Annotated in this window: 10 protein-coding genes; 2 read left to right on the top strand and 8 right to left on the bottom strand. The window is 69.1% G+C overall.

Annotated features, from left to right (window positions below; genetic code table 11):
- Window positions 1-46 precede the first annotated feature (46 nt).
- From ALIDE2_RS08360 to ALIDE2_RS08345, 4 genes are read right to left on the bottom strand one after another with little or no spacing between them, the layout of a single operon-like run.
- Entirely contained in the window at window positions 47-1,720 is a 1,674-nt protein-coding gene (locus ALIDE2_RS08360; RefSeq protein WP_013721813.1) for a long-chain fatty acid--CoA ligase, read from the bottom strand.
- Complete coding sequence (locus ALIDE2_RS08355; RefSeq protein ID WP_013721812.1) at window positions 1,717-2,796, bottom strand: CaiB/BaiF CoA transferase family protein; 1,080 nt, start codon at window positions 2,794-2,796, stop codon at window positions 1,717-1,719. The genes ALIDE2_RS08360 and ALIDE2_RS08355 overlap by 4 nt, the downstream gene beginning before the upstream one ends.
- The gene (locus ALIDE2_RS08350; protein WP_013721811.1) at window positions 2,793-3,938 is read right to left on the bottom strand and encodes an acyl-CoA dehydrogenase family protein; all 1,146 of its coding nucleotides are present in this window, start codon (window positions 3,936-3,938) and stop codon (window positions 2,793-2,795) included. The genes ALIDE2_RS08355 and ALIDE2_RS08350 overlap by 4 nt, the downstream gene beginning before the upstream one ends.
- A gap of 34 nt (window positions 3,939-3,972) precedes the next feature.
- Complete coding sequence (locus ALIDE2_RS08345) at window positions 3,973-5,187, bottom strand: ABC transporter substrate-binding protein (protein WP_013721810.1); 1,215 nt, start codon at window positions 5,185-5,187, stop codon at window positions 3,973-3,975.
- A 343-nt stretch (window positions 5,188-5,530) separates the two neighbouring features.
- Between ALIDE2_RS08345 and ALIDE2_RS08340 the strand changes: the two genes are divergently transcribed.
- The gene (locus tag ALIDE2_RS08340) at window positions 5,531-6,559 is read left to right on the top strand and encodes an AraC family transcriptional regulator (protein WP_013721809.1); all 1,029 of its coding nucleotides are present in this window, start codon (window positions 5,531-5,533) and stop codon (window positions 6,557-6,559) included.
- Between the two features lie 155 nt (window positions 6,560-6,714).
- A complete protein-coding gene (locus tag ALIDE2_RS08335) occupies window positions 6,715-8,499 on the top strand; it encodes an acyl-CoA dehydrogenase (protein WP_013721808.1) in 1,785 nt (594 codons plus the stop codon).
- Between the two features lie 66 nt (window positions 8,500-8,565).
- On the opposite strand, the gene ALIDE2_RS08330 is transcribed toward ALIDE2_RS08335, so the two are convergent.
- From ALIDE2_RS08330 to ppsA, 4 genes are all read right to left on the bottom strand, one after another.
- Window positions 8,566-9,024, bottom strand: a complete 459-nt coding sequence (locus tag ALIDE2_RS08330; RefSeq protein ID WP_013721807.1) for a hypothetical protein — start codon at window positions 9,022-9,024, stop codon at window positions 8,566-8,568.
- Between the two features lie 120 nt (window positions 9,025-9,144).
- Window positions 9,145-11,229, bottom strand: coding sequence for a VC_2705 family sodium/solute symporter (locus ALIDE2_RS08325; RefSeq protein WP_013721806.1), 2,085 nt, complete (start codon window positions 11,227-11,229; stop codon window positions 9,145-9,147).
- Window positions 11,222-11,539 carry a DUF4212 domain-containing protein gene (locus ALIDE2_RS08320; protein WP_013721805.1) on the bottom strand — a complete coding sequence of 106 codons (318 nt, stop codon included), beginning with the start codon at window positions 11,537-11,539 and terminating at the stop codon, window positions 11,222-11,224. The genes ALIDE2_RS08325 and ALIDE2_RS08320 overlap by 8 nt, the downstream gene beginning before the upstream one ends.
- Window positions 11,540-11,555: 16 nt before the next feature.
- Entirely contained in the window at window positions 11,556-13,946 is a 2,391-nt protein-coding gene (ppsA, locus tag ALIDE2_RS08315) for a phosphoenolpyruvate synthase (RefSeq protein ID WP_013721804.1), read from the bottom strand.
- Window positions 13,947-14,096: the final 150 nt, after the last annotated feature.

Here is a 14,096-nt window from a genome sequence, read left to right as displayed (position 1 = left end):
CGTATCTCCTGGAGTCGTCCGATCCGGACATGGGGCTCGATGGGGCCTACCCGGCATAGCGCTGCGCATGTTCGGCGCGCATGCGCTTCTTGTCGTTCTTGCCAACGCTGGTCTTGGGAATGGCCTCGACGAACAGGACCTGGTCGGGCAGCTGCCACTTGGCGAAGGCGCTGCCCAAGTGCGCGTGCAACTCTTCCTGCGTGGCCGCATGGCCCGGCCTCAGCACCACCAGGGCCAGGGGCCGCTCCTGCCACTTCGCGTGGGGAATGCCGATCACCGCCGCGTCGCGCACGGCCGGGTGCCCCATGAGCAGGTTCTCCATGTCGATCGACGAGATCCACTCGCCGCCGCTCTTGATCACGTCCTTGATCCGGTCGGTGACCTTAAGGTAGCCGTCGGCATCCAGCGTGCCCACGTCGCCCGAGCGCCACCAGCCATCGACGAAACGGCCGTCGTTGTCGGCCGCATCGTGGTAGCGGGCGCTGATCCACGGGCCGCGCAGGCAGATCTCGCCGGCTGACTGGCCGTCGTGCGGCAACTCCTGGCCGTCTTGCCCGAGCAGGCGGATGTCCACGCCGGTCACGACCAGGCCCTGCTTGCGCTTGAGGTTCCAGCGCTCCTCGGCGCTGAGCTTTTGCCTGAGCGTGGGCTTGAGGCGGCTGACCGTCACCAGCGGCGTGGTCTCGGTGGCGCCATAGGCCTGCACCACTTCGGCACCGGTGAGTTCGTAGAAGCCCCGCATCATGGACAGCGGCGGCTCGGTGGCGCCCGAGAGCATGCGCAGGCGGCGGAAGTCGGGCTTGACCGGCAGCGTCTCGATGTACTGCAGCATGGGCTGGAAGATGGCCGGCGCGCCGTTGGTCACCGTCACCCCCTCGGCGATCATCGCGTCGGTCAGCGGCGCGGTGTCCTCGGCCTGATAGCGCCCGGGCAGCACGATCTTGTTGGCCAGCAGGGTGGCGGCCTGCGGCAGGCCCCAGCTCTGGCCGTGGAACATCGGCGTGATCGGCATGCAGCAGTCGTCCAGCGTCATGCCCAGGTTGGTGGCCATGGTCGTGGAGTGCAGGTAGATCGCGCGGTGCGAGTAGTACACGCCCTTGGGCCGGCCGGTGGTGCCGGTGGTGTAGCAGGCGCTGTAGGCCGAGCGCTCGTCGATCTCGGGCCAGTCCATCGCGGCCGGCGCCTGCGCGAGCAGGTCTTCGTAGTGCAGGAGCGGCGCCAGCGTGGTCTGGATCTGCGCCAGCGGCTTGTCGCTCATCACGATCCAGCCCTGCACGCCGGGCACGTGCGCGGCAATGGCTTCGGCCACCGGCAGCAGCGATTCGTCCACCAGGACGTACCGGGCCTGGCTGTGGCCGGCCACGTAGCCCAGGTCTTCGGCGCCCAGGCGCAGGTTCATCTGCAGCATCACCGCGCCCAGGCCCGGAATGGCCCAGTACAGCTCGAAGTGGCGGCGGCTGTTCCAGTCCAGAACGCCGACCCGGTCGCCCGGCTGTACGCCGATCGCGCGCAGTGCATTGGCGCCGCGGCACACGCGCTCGTAGCAGTCGGCATAGGTGTAGCGCGCCCAGCCGCCGTCGGGCGTGCGGTAGACGATCTCCTGCTCCGGATGGGTACGCGCCGCATGCCGGATCAGGGTGGTGGTGTTGAGCTGGCGCTCATCACCCATGGTGGAAGGGCAGCCGCGGATCGGGGCCGTCGTCTGTGCGGGGGCGTTCATATGCTTGTCTCCTGGGTTGAATCGGTGAGTGCGCGAAAGCGCGGTGCGGGCGCCACGTCGATCGCGCCCGAGGGCTGCGGCGCATAGATGCCGCGCGCAGCGTTGTGCGGGTGCCGCGCCGCCTCGGCCAGGCCCAGCACCGGGGCAAAGCAGGCGTCGCTGCCTTCGAGCAGCGCGCACCAATGGGCGCGCGGCTGGCTGCGCAGCAGTGCGGCGATGCGCGCCTTCAGCGCTGGCCAGGCCGCCTTGTCGTACTGCGCGGCGGGGTCCACGCCATCCAGTCCCAGCCGGGCCAGCAGCAGCGCGTAGAACGGGGGCTCGACAGGCCCCAGGCTGACGAAGCCGCCGTCGGCGCATTCGTAGACGTCGTAGAACGGCGAGTCGTGGAACGGACTCGGCTGGCTGCCGTCGAGCTGGCCGCCGGCGCGGATCCACTGCGCCAGCGTGCCCAGCATGGCCACGATGTCGACGATGGCCGCATCCACCACGCGCCCGCGGCCGCTGGCTCGCGCATCGAGCAGTGCGCAGGCAATGCCGAAGGCCAGGCCGAGCGCGCCGCCAGCGTCGCCCAGCACGGTAGGCGGAACGATGGGCGCCTGCCCCGGGCGCGCGGCCAGCGAGAGCAGGCCCGTGAGCGCCACGTAGTTCAGGTCGTGCCCGGCCGCCTGGGCCAGGGGGCCGTGCTGGCCCCAGCCGGTCATGCGGCCGTAGACCAGCCGGGGGTTGCGCGCGGCGCAATCGGCCGGCCCCAGGCCCAGGCGCTCCATCACGCCGGGGCGATAGCCTTCGATCAGCGCGTCGGCCTCGGACACCAGCGCCAGGGCGCGGGCGCGGCCGGCGGGCGACTTGAGGTCGGCCACCTCGACCCGCTTGCCGCGGTGCAGCGGGTTCCCGGCCGCACTGCCCAGGAGCGCGTCGGCCGCGGCGGGGGTGGCGCGTGCCAGCGTGGTCACCTCGGCCCCCATGTCGGCCAGCATGCGCGCGGCCAGCGGGCCGGGGCCTATGCCCTCGAACTCCAGCACCTGCACGCCGTGCAGCGGCCGCGCCAGAGCCCGGGCGTCTTGCGCCGCGGTCACAGTTTCCTCGCAATCAGGTCCTTCATGACCTCGTTGGCGCCGCCGTAGATCTTCTGCACGCGCGAGGCCGCATACAGGCGCGCAATCGGGTATTCGGTCATGTAGCCGTAGCCGCCGAACAGCTGCAGGCATTCGTCCACCACCCGGCACTGCTGTTCGGTGCACCACCACTTGGCCATGTAGGCTGCCTCGGCATCCAGCTTGCCGTCGACCAGGCGCTGCGTGCAGTCGTTGACGAAGGTGCGCACCACGTGCGCGATGGTCGCCACCTCGGCGAGCTTGAAGCGCGTGTTCTGCATGTCCAGCAGCGGGGCGCCAAACACCTTGCGCTCTCGCGCATAGTCCAGCGTCAGCTGCAGCGCCAGCTCGATGGTGGCGGCGGCCGGCACCGCGATCAGCATGCGCTCGTAGGGCAGCTGGCCCATCAGCTGGCCGAAACCCTGGCCTTCCTCGCCGCCCAGCAGCTGGTCGGCCGGCACGCGCACGCCGTCGAAAAACAGCTCGGCAGTGTCGGATGCGTGCAGGCCGATCTTCTCCAGCAGCCGGCCGACACGGAAGCCCGGCAGATCCTCGGTCTCCAGCACGATCAGCGACAGGCCGCGGCTGCCCGGCCCGCCGGTGCGCGCCACCACGATCAGCAGGTTGCAGGTGAAGCCGTTGGTGATGAAGGTCTTGGCGCCGTCGATCACGTAGCCGCCGCCGTCGCGGCGCGCCCGCGTGCCGATCGCCTTGAGGTCGGTACCGCAGCCGGGCTCGGTCATGGCGATGGCCGCGAGCATCTCGCCATTTACCAGCCGAGGCAGCCAGCGCTGCTTCTGCGCCTCGGTGCCGTAGGCGCGGATGTAGTGCGAGGCGATGGTGTGCACCGCCAGGTTGTTCGGCATCTCGGCCTTGGCCAGTTCGTCCTGAGCCACCAGCTGGTAGGCCAGGCTGGCGCCGGCGCCGCCATAAGCCTCGTCCATCTCGGGCAGCAGAAAGCCCATCTCGCCGAAGCCGCGCCACACCTGGCGCGGCACGTAGCCCTGGCGGCGCCAGCCGTCCAGGTGGGGCGAGAACTCGGCCGCGATATAGCGGCGCACCTGTTCACGGAAGGCCTCGATGGATTCGTCCATCCAGGAATGGCGGTGCAGTTGGGGCAGCATGGAAATCTCTTTGAAACAGGGAATCGGTGGGGAATCAGGATTTCTGCACCAGCTTGCAGGTGCTCCTGAACAGCGGGCGGAAGGCCTGATCGCCGGGGATGGTGGACAGCACCTTGTAGTAGTCCCAGGGCGCCTTGGACTCCTCGGGCTTCTTCACCTGCACCACGTACATGTCATGCACCATGCGGCCATCCTCGCGCACGTAGCCGTTCTGCGAGAAGGCGTCGTTGATCTTCATGGTCTTGAGCTGCCGCGCCACCGCGGGGCCGTCGTCGGTGCCGGCCGCCTGCACGGCCTGCAGGTAGGTGGTCACGGCCGAATAGTCGCCGGCCTGCACCATCGTCGGCATCTTTTTCATGCGCTCGAAATAGCGTCGGGACCAGGCGCGCGACTCGGGCGTGCGGTCCCAGTAGAAGGCGGTGGCGAAGACCAGGCCCTGGCCGAGACGCAGGCCCAGGCCGTGGATGTCGTTGATCAGCATCAGTTGCGGCACCAGCACCTGGCCCTTCGTGAGGCCGAAGTTGTGCGCGGCCTTGATGGTGTTGACCGTGTCGCTGGAGGCGTTGGCCAGCGTCACCACCTGTGCCTTCGAAGCCTGGGCCTGGTTCACGTAGGACGCGAAGTCGCCGGTGTTGATCGGGTGCGCCACCTGTCCGACGACCCGGCCGCCGCCGGCCTCGACGAATTCGGCCGCGGCGTTCGCCATGGCCTTGCCCCCGGCGTAGTCCACCAGGATAATGAACCAATCCTTCTTGCCCTGCGCCAGCACGCCCTTGACGGCGACGTTGGTCAGCGCATAGGAATCGTAGACGTAGTGCACCAGCGTGGGGCCGCACTGCTCGTTGGTCAGCGCCGTGGTGACGGCGCCGGTGTTCATGACCATCTTTGCGCGCTCGCGCGCCAGGCCGTTGACGGCGATGGCGACGGCGGAGTTGTTCATGTTCATGACCATGTCCACGCCATCGCTGTCGAACCACTGGCGGGCACGGGTCGCAGCCACGTCGGCCTTGTTCTGGTGGTCGGCAAAGACCAGCTCGATCTTCTTGCCCAGCACCGTGCCGCCGAAGTCGGCAATCGCCATCTTCGCCGCCTCCACCGAACCCTTGCCCCCAGTGTCGGCATAGGGGCCGGACATGTCGCTGAGCACGGCGATCTTCACCACGTCGCCCGAGATGCCCTGGGCCTGGGCTGGCAGCGCCGCGGCGGCGGCCAGCAAGGCTGCGGCGGCAAGGGCGGTCAAACGCTTCATGAAAGGTCTCCTGGTACTGTTTTTGGGGGTCTCGCGGCAGCCGGTCCGGCGTCTGGAATCGCGCCGGCCGCATGCCCAAGGCTTGTGCCAAATCGTAGTGACGGGCTTCCCGGCTGGCGATGGCAGATCACTTCGATACACTGACAAACGACCTCTGATTGAGGGCTGCGGCCATCACGGCCATCTCTTGCGAGGCGTTGAGCTGCTATAAAAATAGTAGCTAATAGCGTGCACAATCTCCCGTTTTCAGATATTTTTAAACCTAAAAACCAGTAGCAACCAGTGCCAGCAGCTATTGTTTTTGCATTCCACGCGCAACGCACCACCTGCTCATCGATCGACCATGCTGCGACCCGCTACCACCGTTCCGATCTTTGCCGTGCATGGCCTGCTGGGCGGTGCCCGCAACCGGGGCCTGGACACCCCGGCCTGGCGCAGCGGCGTCCTGGGCCAGGCCGGCATCGCCGAATCGCTGCTCGGCCTGGAGCAGTCGCGCGTGACCGTCGCGCAGTACATTGCGCTCTTCAATGCGGTGAAGGACAGTCTGGACGACGAATGCATGGGCTACCTCCACGGCAGGCCCATGCGCTGCGGCAGCTTCGCGCTGATGGCGCGCTCCACGCTCGGGGAGCGGACGCTGGCCACCGCCTTGCAGCGTTTGAGCCAATCCTTTGCTCTGCTGCAGGACGACGTGGCGCTGGTGCCGGTCTGCGAAGGCCCGCGGCGCGGCGCCGCGCTGGAGATGCGCGGCGGCCCAGGCGTGCACGGCGACTTCCTGCACAGCCTGCTGCTGCGCGTGTTCTGGCGCATGCTGGTATGGCTGCACGGCGGGCGGCTGGTGCCCCAGGGCTTCGACTTCGCGTTCGAGGCACCGCCGCATGCCGCGGGCTATGCCCAGATCTACTCGGGCACGCTGCGCTTCGGGCAGCCGCGCTCGGCGGTCTGGTTCGATGATGCCGCCTTTGCACAGCCGGTGCACCGCGATGCGGTCGCGCTCCGGGCTTTCCTGCACGCCACGCCTGGCAACCTCGTGGGCCCCCGCCTGATCGAGCGCGACGCCAGCGCCCAGGTGCGCGCGCTGCTGCAGCAGACCTGCCCGGAGTGGCCCACCCTGACGGCGACCGCACAGCGCCTGCACATGTCGGTCAGCGCGCTGCAGCGGCACCTGGCTGCAGAAGGCAAATCCTTCCAGATGCTCAAGGACGAGCTGCGGCGCGACATGGCCATCGTGCGCTTGACCAGCACCCGCGCGTCGCTGCACGCGATTGCCGTGGAACTGGGATTCACCGACAGCACCTCGTTCCAGCGCGCCTTCAAGGGCTGGACCGGCAGCGCACCCGGCGACTACCGGTCGCAAGCCGGCAAGGCGTAGCGCGGGCAGGCAAGGACCATCGGCGGCCGCCGAAAGAGGTCGCTTGCCAGCGGATCGAAGTGATCTGCCATCGCCAGCGGCGACCGCAGCGCATAGCATCTTTCCACCGCGATCGCCCGCCAGTCGGAGCGGTCTTTTCACCTGGAGAGAGCACGATGTCCACCTACGCCGCGCCTGTGCGCGACATGCTGTTCACCATGAAGGAAATCGGCGGCCTGGATGCGATCTGCACCCAGCCCAGCCACGAGGAAACCACGCCCGACCTCGTCGAGGCCATCCTGCACGAGGCTGCCAGTTACGCCGCCGGCGTGCTGGACCCGCTGAACCGCTCCGGCGACCAGCAGGGCGCGCGCTGGCACGACGGTGCCGTGAGCTCCGCCGACGGCTTTGGCGACGCCTGGAAGAGCTTCTGCGACAACGGCTGGGCCGGCATGCCGGCCGCCGCCGAATGGGGCGGGCAAGGCCTGCCGGTGCTGGTCTCCACCGCGGTGCTGGAGATGTGGAAATCGTCCAACCTGGCCTTCAGCCTGTGCCAGATGCTGACGCTCGGCGCGGTCGAGGCCATTGCCCACCACGGAAGCGACGCGCTCAAGCGCCGTTTTCTGGAGCCCATGGTCGCGGGCCGCTGGACCGGCACCATGAACCTCACCGAGCCGCAGGCCGGCTCCGACCTGGCCGCGCTGCGCAGCCGCGCGATGCCCGAGGGCGACCACTACCGCGTGAGCGGCAACAAGATCTTCATCACCTGGGGCGAGCACGACATGGCCGAGAACATCGTGCACCTGGTGCTGGCGCGCCTGCCCGATGCGCCGGCGGGCGTGAAGGGCATCTCGCTGTTCCTGTGCCCCAAGTTCCTGGCCAACGACGATGGCACCCTGGGCGAACGCAACGACCTGGCCTGCACCTCGATCGAGCACAAGCTGGGCATCCACGCCAGCCCCACGGCGTCCATGTGCTTCGGCGAACGCGGGGGCGCGATCGGCTACCTGATCGGCGAGCCGCACCAGGGGCTGGCCTGCATGTTCACCATGATGAACCACGCGCGGCTGAATGTCGGGCTGGAGGGCGTGGGCGTATCCGAGCGCGCCTACCAGCATGCGCGCGCCTACGCGCTGGAGCGCGTGCAGGGCCGCCCGGCGCTGGCCGGCAGCGGCACCATCGCCGGCCACCCCGACGTGCGCCGCATGCTGATGGACATGAAGGCGCGCACCGAGGCCATGCGCGCGCTGGCCTACTTCTGCGCCGGCCAGATGGACCGCGCCGCCGGCCACCCGGATGCGCAGGAGCGCACCCGGGCCCAGGCCCTGGTCGGCCTGCTGACACCGGTGGTCAAGGGCTGGTGCACCGACAACGCGCTGGGCATCGCCTCCGACGGCATGCAAGTGCACGGCGGCATGGGCTATGTCGAGGAGACCGGCGCCGCGCAGTACCTGCGCGATGCGCGCATCACCACCATCTACGAAGGCACGACCGGCATCCAGGCCAACGACCTGATCGGCCGCAAGCTGGCGCGCGAAGGCGGCGCCACGCTGAAGGCGCTGCTGCGGCGCATAGACGCGGATGCGCACCGCCTGATCGAATCGCCCGGCCCGGCCCTGGCGCAGATCGGCGGCGCGCTGGCAGCGGCGGCACACGCGCTGGAGCAGGCCACCGACTGGCTGCTGGCGCACAGCGATGCGCAGCCGCAGCACTGCGCGGCAGGCGCCGTGCCCTTCCTGCGCCTGGCCGGCACGGTGATCGGCGGCTGGCTGTCGGCACGCATGGCGGAGGCCGCCGCCGCGCAGCTGGCAGCGGGCACCGGCGACGCGGGCTTCCTCGCGGCCAAGCTTGCCACGGGCAGCCACTATGCGGCCCATGTGCTGGTGCAGGCCCTGATGTTGCGGGATATCGTCACCGGCGGTGCCGGCAGCACCCTGGCTCTGGCAGTCGACCAGCTTTGAGCGAAGAGCAGACGATCAACGATTTGAACGGCTACGACGCCACGGTTCACCCTTCGGGCGGCGCGGTCATGCGAACAGCGCGCGCTCCAGCCGTTCGTACTTCGCCTCGCCCACCGCATCGCGGATTTTGGGCGCCAGCGCGGCCAGGGACTCGAAGCCCGTCGTGCCTTCGACGGCCAGGTTCAGGCGGAACCCGCGCAGTCCCAGGCTGGCCGTGAGTTCGGTGGCGATGAGGTAGGCCGCCTGGTAGCGCTCGCTGGCGGAATGCGCGCCGCCCTTATCGGCCTGCGCCGGCGCCTCGGGCTCCCTGGCCTGCGGCGCCGCGCTGGCGTACTCGAGCAGCCCCTCGTCGATCATGAACTGCACGTCGTCCTGCGTGATCCCGAGCGCGGCGGTGGCCGCGAGCACCTGCGCCAGCGTGCGCCGGCCGTCGAACAGGATGAAGGCCGAGCGCTGGCGCGGCGACAGCGCGCCATGGCGTTCCTTGAGCGCCTTCTGCCCGGCCTGGGTTTTCACAAAAATCATGCGCTTGCCCTCGCCTCGCGCCACATGGGGAACGTGGCGCCGTGAAGGTTTCAGTCTTGCACAAACGTGAAAATTTGTGAACCGTAAAACCACTTGCGCAGAGGTGCGGCCGGGCGCGGGTCACAGGCCGTCCGCCGGCACGGGCTGCGGCCTGCCCGGCCGGGTGGCCAGGCTGACGAGCCAGGCCACCGCCAGGCCCGTGGGCACGCCGAACACCCCGGCGGAGATCGGGTGTATGCCGAACCACAGGCCATCCGTGAGCAGCATCTTCGGCACCAGCTCGCGCACGCCATCGACCTGGGCGAGCAGGTAGTACATGGTGACCGACAGGCCCGCCAGCATGCCGGCCACGGCGCCGTGCCGCGTGGTGCCGCGCCAGAAGATGCCCAGGACCATGGCCGGCACGAAGGCCGACGCGGCGATCGAGAACGATGCCGAGACCATGGGCAGGATCTCCGAGGGCTTGAGCGCCGCGACGAACGCGGCCGACAGCGCCACCGTGAGCAGCGTGAACTTGGTGAGGATCACGCGCTGCTCGGGCGACGCCCTGCGGCGCGTCTCCTGGAAGTACAGGTCGCGCACCAGCGCGTTGCTGATGGTCAGCAGCAGGCCATCGGCGGTGGACAGCGCCGCGGCCAGCCCGCCCGCGGCCACCAGGCCCGAGATGACGTAGGGCATGCCGCCGATCTCGGGCGTGGCCAGCATGATGAGGTCGGCGCCGAAGCGGATCTCGCCGAACTGCACGATGCCGTCGCCGTTCACGTCCTCGACCGACAGCAGCGAGGCGTCCACGCGCGCCCACTGCGCCATCCAGTTGGGCAGCTGGTCAAAACTGCTGCCCACGAGGTTGTTCATGACCTCGAACTTCACCAGCACCGCCAGCGCCGGCGCGCTCAGGTACAGCAGGGCGATGAAGAACAGCGACCAGGCCACCGAAGTGCGCGCCCCCGCCACCGACGGCACCGTGTAGTAGCGCGTGAGCAGGTGCGGCAGGCCCGCCGTGCCCACCATGAGGCAGAACATCAGCGCCAGGAAGTTGCGCCGCCCGTCCTCGAATGCCTGCCGCTCGGCGGGCGTGCCCTGCGGGTCGCCGGCGAAGGCCTGGCTGTGGCGCGGCAGGCCGCCCAGCGCGCGCGCGCGCTCGTAGTTGGCGTGCATCTCGCGCGTCCAGCGCTCGCGCGCGGCCGCCTCGTCGCGCGGCATGGAGGCCAGCTCGCGGCTGGCCGCGACGATCAGCCCCACGTCGGCGTTCTGCGCGCGCAGGCGCTGGATGCGCTGGCGCGCGGCCTCGCGCTCGCGCGCAAGCGCTGCGGGCACGTCGGCCAGCCGCTCCTCGTAGTCGCGCGCGCGCTCCAGGTAGGCGGCCACGACCTCGCGCTCGACCTCCGAGGCCAGCAGTCCCTCTTCGAGCTGCGCGATCTTGCCGATCTGGGCCCCCGCCACCACCGGCGCCGCGGGATTGCCCAGCTGCTTGTAGGCTAGCCAGGACACGGGGATCAGGAACGCCAGCAGGATCACCATGTACTGCGCCACCTGCGTCCAGGTGATGGCCCGCATCCCCCCGAGGAACGAGCACAGCAGCACGCCGCCCAGGCCCAGCATGATGCCGATCTCGAACTGCACGCCGGTGAGGCGCGAGGCGATCAGCCCCACGCCGTAGATCTGCGCCACCACGTAGGTGAACGAGCACAGCACGGCCGACAGGGCCGCGATGACGCGCGGCCAGCGCCCGCCATAGCGCACCTGGAAGAAGTCGGGGATGGTGTAGAGGTTCATGGCCCGCAGGTGCGGCGCGACCAGCATGGCCACGAGCACGAAGCCGCCCGTCCAGCCCAGCAGGTAGGCCAGGCCGCCGGGCTGGTCCGGCGTGCCCGAGAAGCCCTGCAGGTACAGAGCCCCCGACAGGCTGATGAACGAGGCCGCGCTCATCCAGTCCGCGGCCGCGGCCATGCCGTTGTAGATGGGAGGGATGCGGCGGCCCGCCACGTAGTACTCGTCCGGGTCGGTGGTGCGCCCGTAGACGCCGATGGCGGCATAGACCATCACCGTCAGGAACAGGAAGATGGGCCCTATCCACTGGCGCGACAGGCCGTTCTGCTCGGCCCAGGCCATCAGCGCCAGGAAGCCCAGCAGGCCCGCGATGTACAGCGCGACGATGCGGTTCAGGCGCGCCATGTAGGAGCGCCCTGCGCCACGCTCAGTCATGCGCCCGTGCCTCGGCGGCCTTGTGCTGCGCGGCCCTGTCCTGCCGCTCGAAGTGGCTCATCGCCGCGCAGTAGACGCAGACGATGGCGATGAACATCAGCACCGCCCCCTGGGAGGCGATCCAGTAGCTCAGCTGCCACTGCCCCACCGCGAACTGCAGGTCGCGCGCGAAGAAGCAGGCGACGAACGACACCAGCGCCCAGACGAGCAGCAGCCCGGCCTTGAGCCACAGGTGGCGCGCGTCGTGCAGGTCGGGGGCGAACGGCGCCCCCGCGTGCTCGTCGTGCGTGAGCGTCCTGCGGTGCGGCATGGCGCGGCGGTGGCCGTCAGCCGGCCAGCTTCTGCCAGGTGTCGATCACGCTGTCCGGGTTCAGCGAGATCGACGTGATGCCCTCGCCCGCCAGCCACAGGGCGAAGTCCGGGTGGTCGCTGGGCCCCTGGCCGCAGATGCCCACGTACTTGCCCTGGCGCTTGCAGGCCTCGATGGCGCGCTTGAGCAGCGCGCGCACGGCCGGGTCGCGTTCGTCGAAGTCCTTCGCCAGCAGCTCCAGGCCCGAGTCGCGGTCCAGCCCCAGGGTGAGCTGGGTCAGGTCGTTGGAGCCCACCGAGAAGCCGTCGAAGAACTGCAGGAACTCGTCGGCCAGCACGGCGTTGCTGGGCACCTCGCACATCATGATGAGCTTGAGGTCGTTCTCGCCGCGCCTGAGGCCGTGCTCTGCCAGCAGCTGCGTCACGCGGTCGGCCTGGCCCAGGGTGCGCACGAAGGGCACCATGACCTGCACGTTGGTCAGGCCCATGTCGTTGCGCACGCGCTTGAGGGCCTCGCATTCCATGGCGAAGGCCTCGCCGAAGTCCTCGCTGATGTAGCGCGCCGCGCCGCGGAAGCCCAGCATGGGGTTCTCTTCCTCGGGCTCGTAGCGGCTGCCGCCGATGAGCTTGCGGTACTCGTTGGACTTGAAGTCCGACAGGCGCACGATGACGGGCTTGGGCCAGAACGCGGCGGCGATCGTCGCCACGCCCTCGGCCACCTTGTCCACGTAGAACGCGCGGGGGCTGGCATGGCCCCGGGCCACGGATTCCACGGCCTTCTTCAGGTCGGCATCGACGGCGGGGTAGTCCAGGATGGCCTTGGGGTGCACGCCGATGTTGTTGTTGATGATGAACTCCAGGCGCGCCAGGCCGACGCCCTCGTTCGGCAGCTGGGCGAAGTCGAAGGCGAGCTGCGGGTTGCCCACGTTCATCATGATCTTGGTGGCGATCTGCGGCATCTCGCCGCGCTGCACCTCGGTCACCTCGGTCTCCAGCAGGCCGTCGTAGATCTTGCCGGTGTCCCCCTCGGCGCAGCTCACCGTCACCAGGGTGCCGTCCTTGAGCCGGTCGGTCGCGTGGCCGCAGCCCACGACGGCGGGAATGCCCAGCTCGCGCGCGATGATGGCGGCGTGGCAGGTGCGCCCGCCGCGGTTGGTGACGATGGCGCTGGCGCGCTTCATCACCGGCTCCCAGTTGGGGTCGGTCATGTCGGTGACCAGCACGTCGCCCGGCTGCACCTTGTCCATCTCGCGGATGTCGTGGATCAGGCGCACCGGGCCGGTGCCTATCTTCTGGCCGATGGCGCGGCCCTCGGCCAGCACCTGCCCATGGCCCTTGAGCTTGTAGCGCTGCTCGGCCTGGCCCTTGGCCTGGCTCTTCACCGTCTCGGGGCGGGCCTGCAGGATGTAGAGCTGGCCGTCCTGGCCGTCCTTGCCCCACTCGATGTCCATGGGGCGGCCGTAGTGCTGCTCGATCACCAGCGCGTACTGCGCGAGCTGCTGCACATCGGCGTCGGTCAGCGAATAGCGGTTGCGCTGCTCGGTCGCCACGTCGATGGTCTTGACCAGCTTGCCGGTGGCCGCCTTTTCCTCGGGGCTGGCGAACACCATCTGGATCAGCTTGCTGCCCAGGCTGCGGCGGATCACGGCCTTTTTGCCGGCCTTGAGCATGGGCTTGTGCACGTAGAACTCGTCGGGGTTCACGGCGCCCTGCACCACGGTCTCGCCCAGGCCGTAGCTACTGGTGATGAAGACCACGTCCTCGAAGCCGCTCTCGGTGTCGATGGTGAACATCACGCCGGCCGCGCCCAGGTCGGAGCGCACCATGCGCTGAACGCCGGCCGACAGGGCCACCACGTCGTGCGCGAAGCCCTTGTGCACGCGGTAGCTGATGGCGCGGTCGTTGTAGAGGCTGGCGAACACCTCCTTCATCTTGTGCAGCACGTCCTCGATGCCGACGACGTTCAGGAAGGTCTCCTGCTGGCCCGCGAACGAGGCGTCCGGCAGGTCTTCCGCCGTGGCCGAGGAGCGCACGGCGAAGCTGGCCTGCTCGTTGCCGCCGCAAAGCCGAGCGAAGGCCTCGCGCACGGCCTTTTCCAGGTCTGCCGGGAAGGGCTGGGCCTCGACCCAGCCGCGGATCTCGGCACCGGCCTCGGCCAGGGCGCGCACGTCTTCGGTATCGAGCCTGGCCAGGCGGGCGCTGATGCGGTCCGCCAGGCCCTCGTACTTCAGGAACTCGCGGAAAGCGTGCGCCGTGGTGGCGAAGCCGGTGGGCACGCGCACCCCTTGGGGCAGCTGCGAGATCATCTCGCCGAGGCTGGCGTTCTTGCCGCCGACGACCTCGACGTCGCTCATTCTCAGGTTTTCAAACGGTACGACCAGGGCGGTCGCCTCGAAACGTGCAGACATGGGAAAGCTCCAGAAGTTGAAACCGGGTCTGCGCCTGCACAGGCTGGGAGATGCCTCAGGCGGTCGCCCATGCAGCGGCCACGGCTTTGCTGTTGTGGTTGTGGGCCGGCGCGGTGCATGGGGAGAAATTGGGAATAATGGGCGCCATTG

Source organism: Alicycliphilus denitrificans K601, from assembly GCF_000204645.1.
Lineage (GTDB): Bacteria > Pseudomonadota > Gammaproteobacteria > Burkholderiales > Burkholderiaceae_C > Alicycliphilus > Alicycliphilus denitrificans.
Note: the sequence above shows the minus strand (reverse complement) of the source record. Positions and strands in the feature narration are given on the sequence as shown.

What these genes read in the sequence shown, in the direction of transcription:
- ALIDE2_RS08325 (WP_013721806.1), bottom strand. Translation starts at nt 11,229, where the DNA reads ATGACTGAGCGTGGCGCAGGGCGCTCCTACATGGCGCGCCTGAACCGC.
- ALIDE2_RS08340 (WP_013721809.1), top strand. Translation starts at nt 5,531, where the DNA reads ATGCTGCGACCCGCTACCACCGTTCCGATCTTTGCCGTGCATGGCCTG.
- ALIDE2_RS08350 (WP_013721811.1), bottom strand. Translation starts at nt 3,938, where the DNA reads ATGCTGCCCCAACTGCACCGCCATTCCTGGATGGACGAATCCATCGAG.
- ALIDE2_RS08345 (WP_013721810.1), bottom strand. Translation starts at nt 5,187, where the DNA reads ATGAAGCGTTTGACCGCCCTTGCCGCCGCAGCCTTGCTGGCCGCCGCC.
- ALIDE2_RS08330 (WP_013721807.1), bottom strand. Translation starts at nt 9,024, where the DNA reads ATGATTTTTGTGAAAACCCAGGCCGGGCAGAAGGCGCTCAAGGAACGC.
- ppsA (WP_013721804.1), bottom strand. Translation starts at nt 13,946, where the DNA reads ATGTCTGCACGTTTCGAGGCGACCGCCCTGGTCGTACCGTTTGAAAAC.
- ALIDE2_RS08360 (WP_013721813.1), bottom strand. Translation starts at nt 1,720, where the DNA reads ATGAACGCCCCCGCACAGACGACGGCCCCGATCCGCGGCTGCCCTTCC.
- ALIDE2_RS08335 (WP_013721808.1), top strand. Translation starts at nt 6,715, where the DNA reads ATGTCCACCTACGCCGCGCCTGTGCGCGACATGCTGTTCACCATGAAG.
- ALIDE2_RS08320 (WP_013721805.1), bottom strand. Translation starts at nt 11,539, where the DNA reads ATGCCGCACCGCAGGACGCTCACGCACGACGAGCACGCGGGGGCGCCG.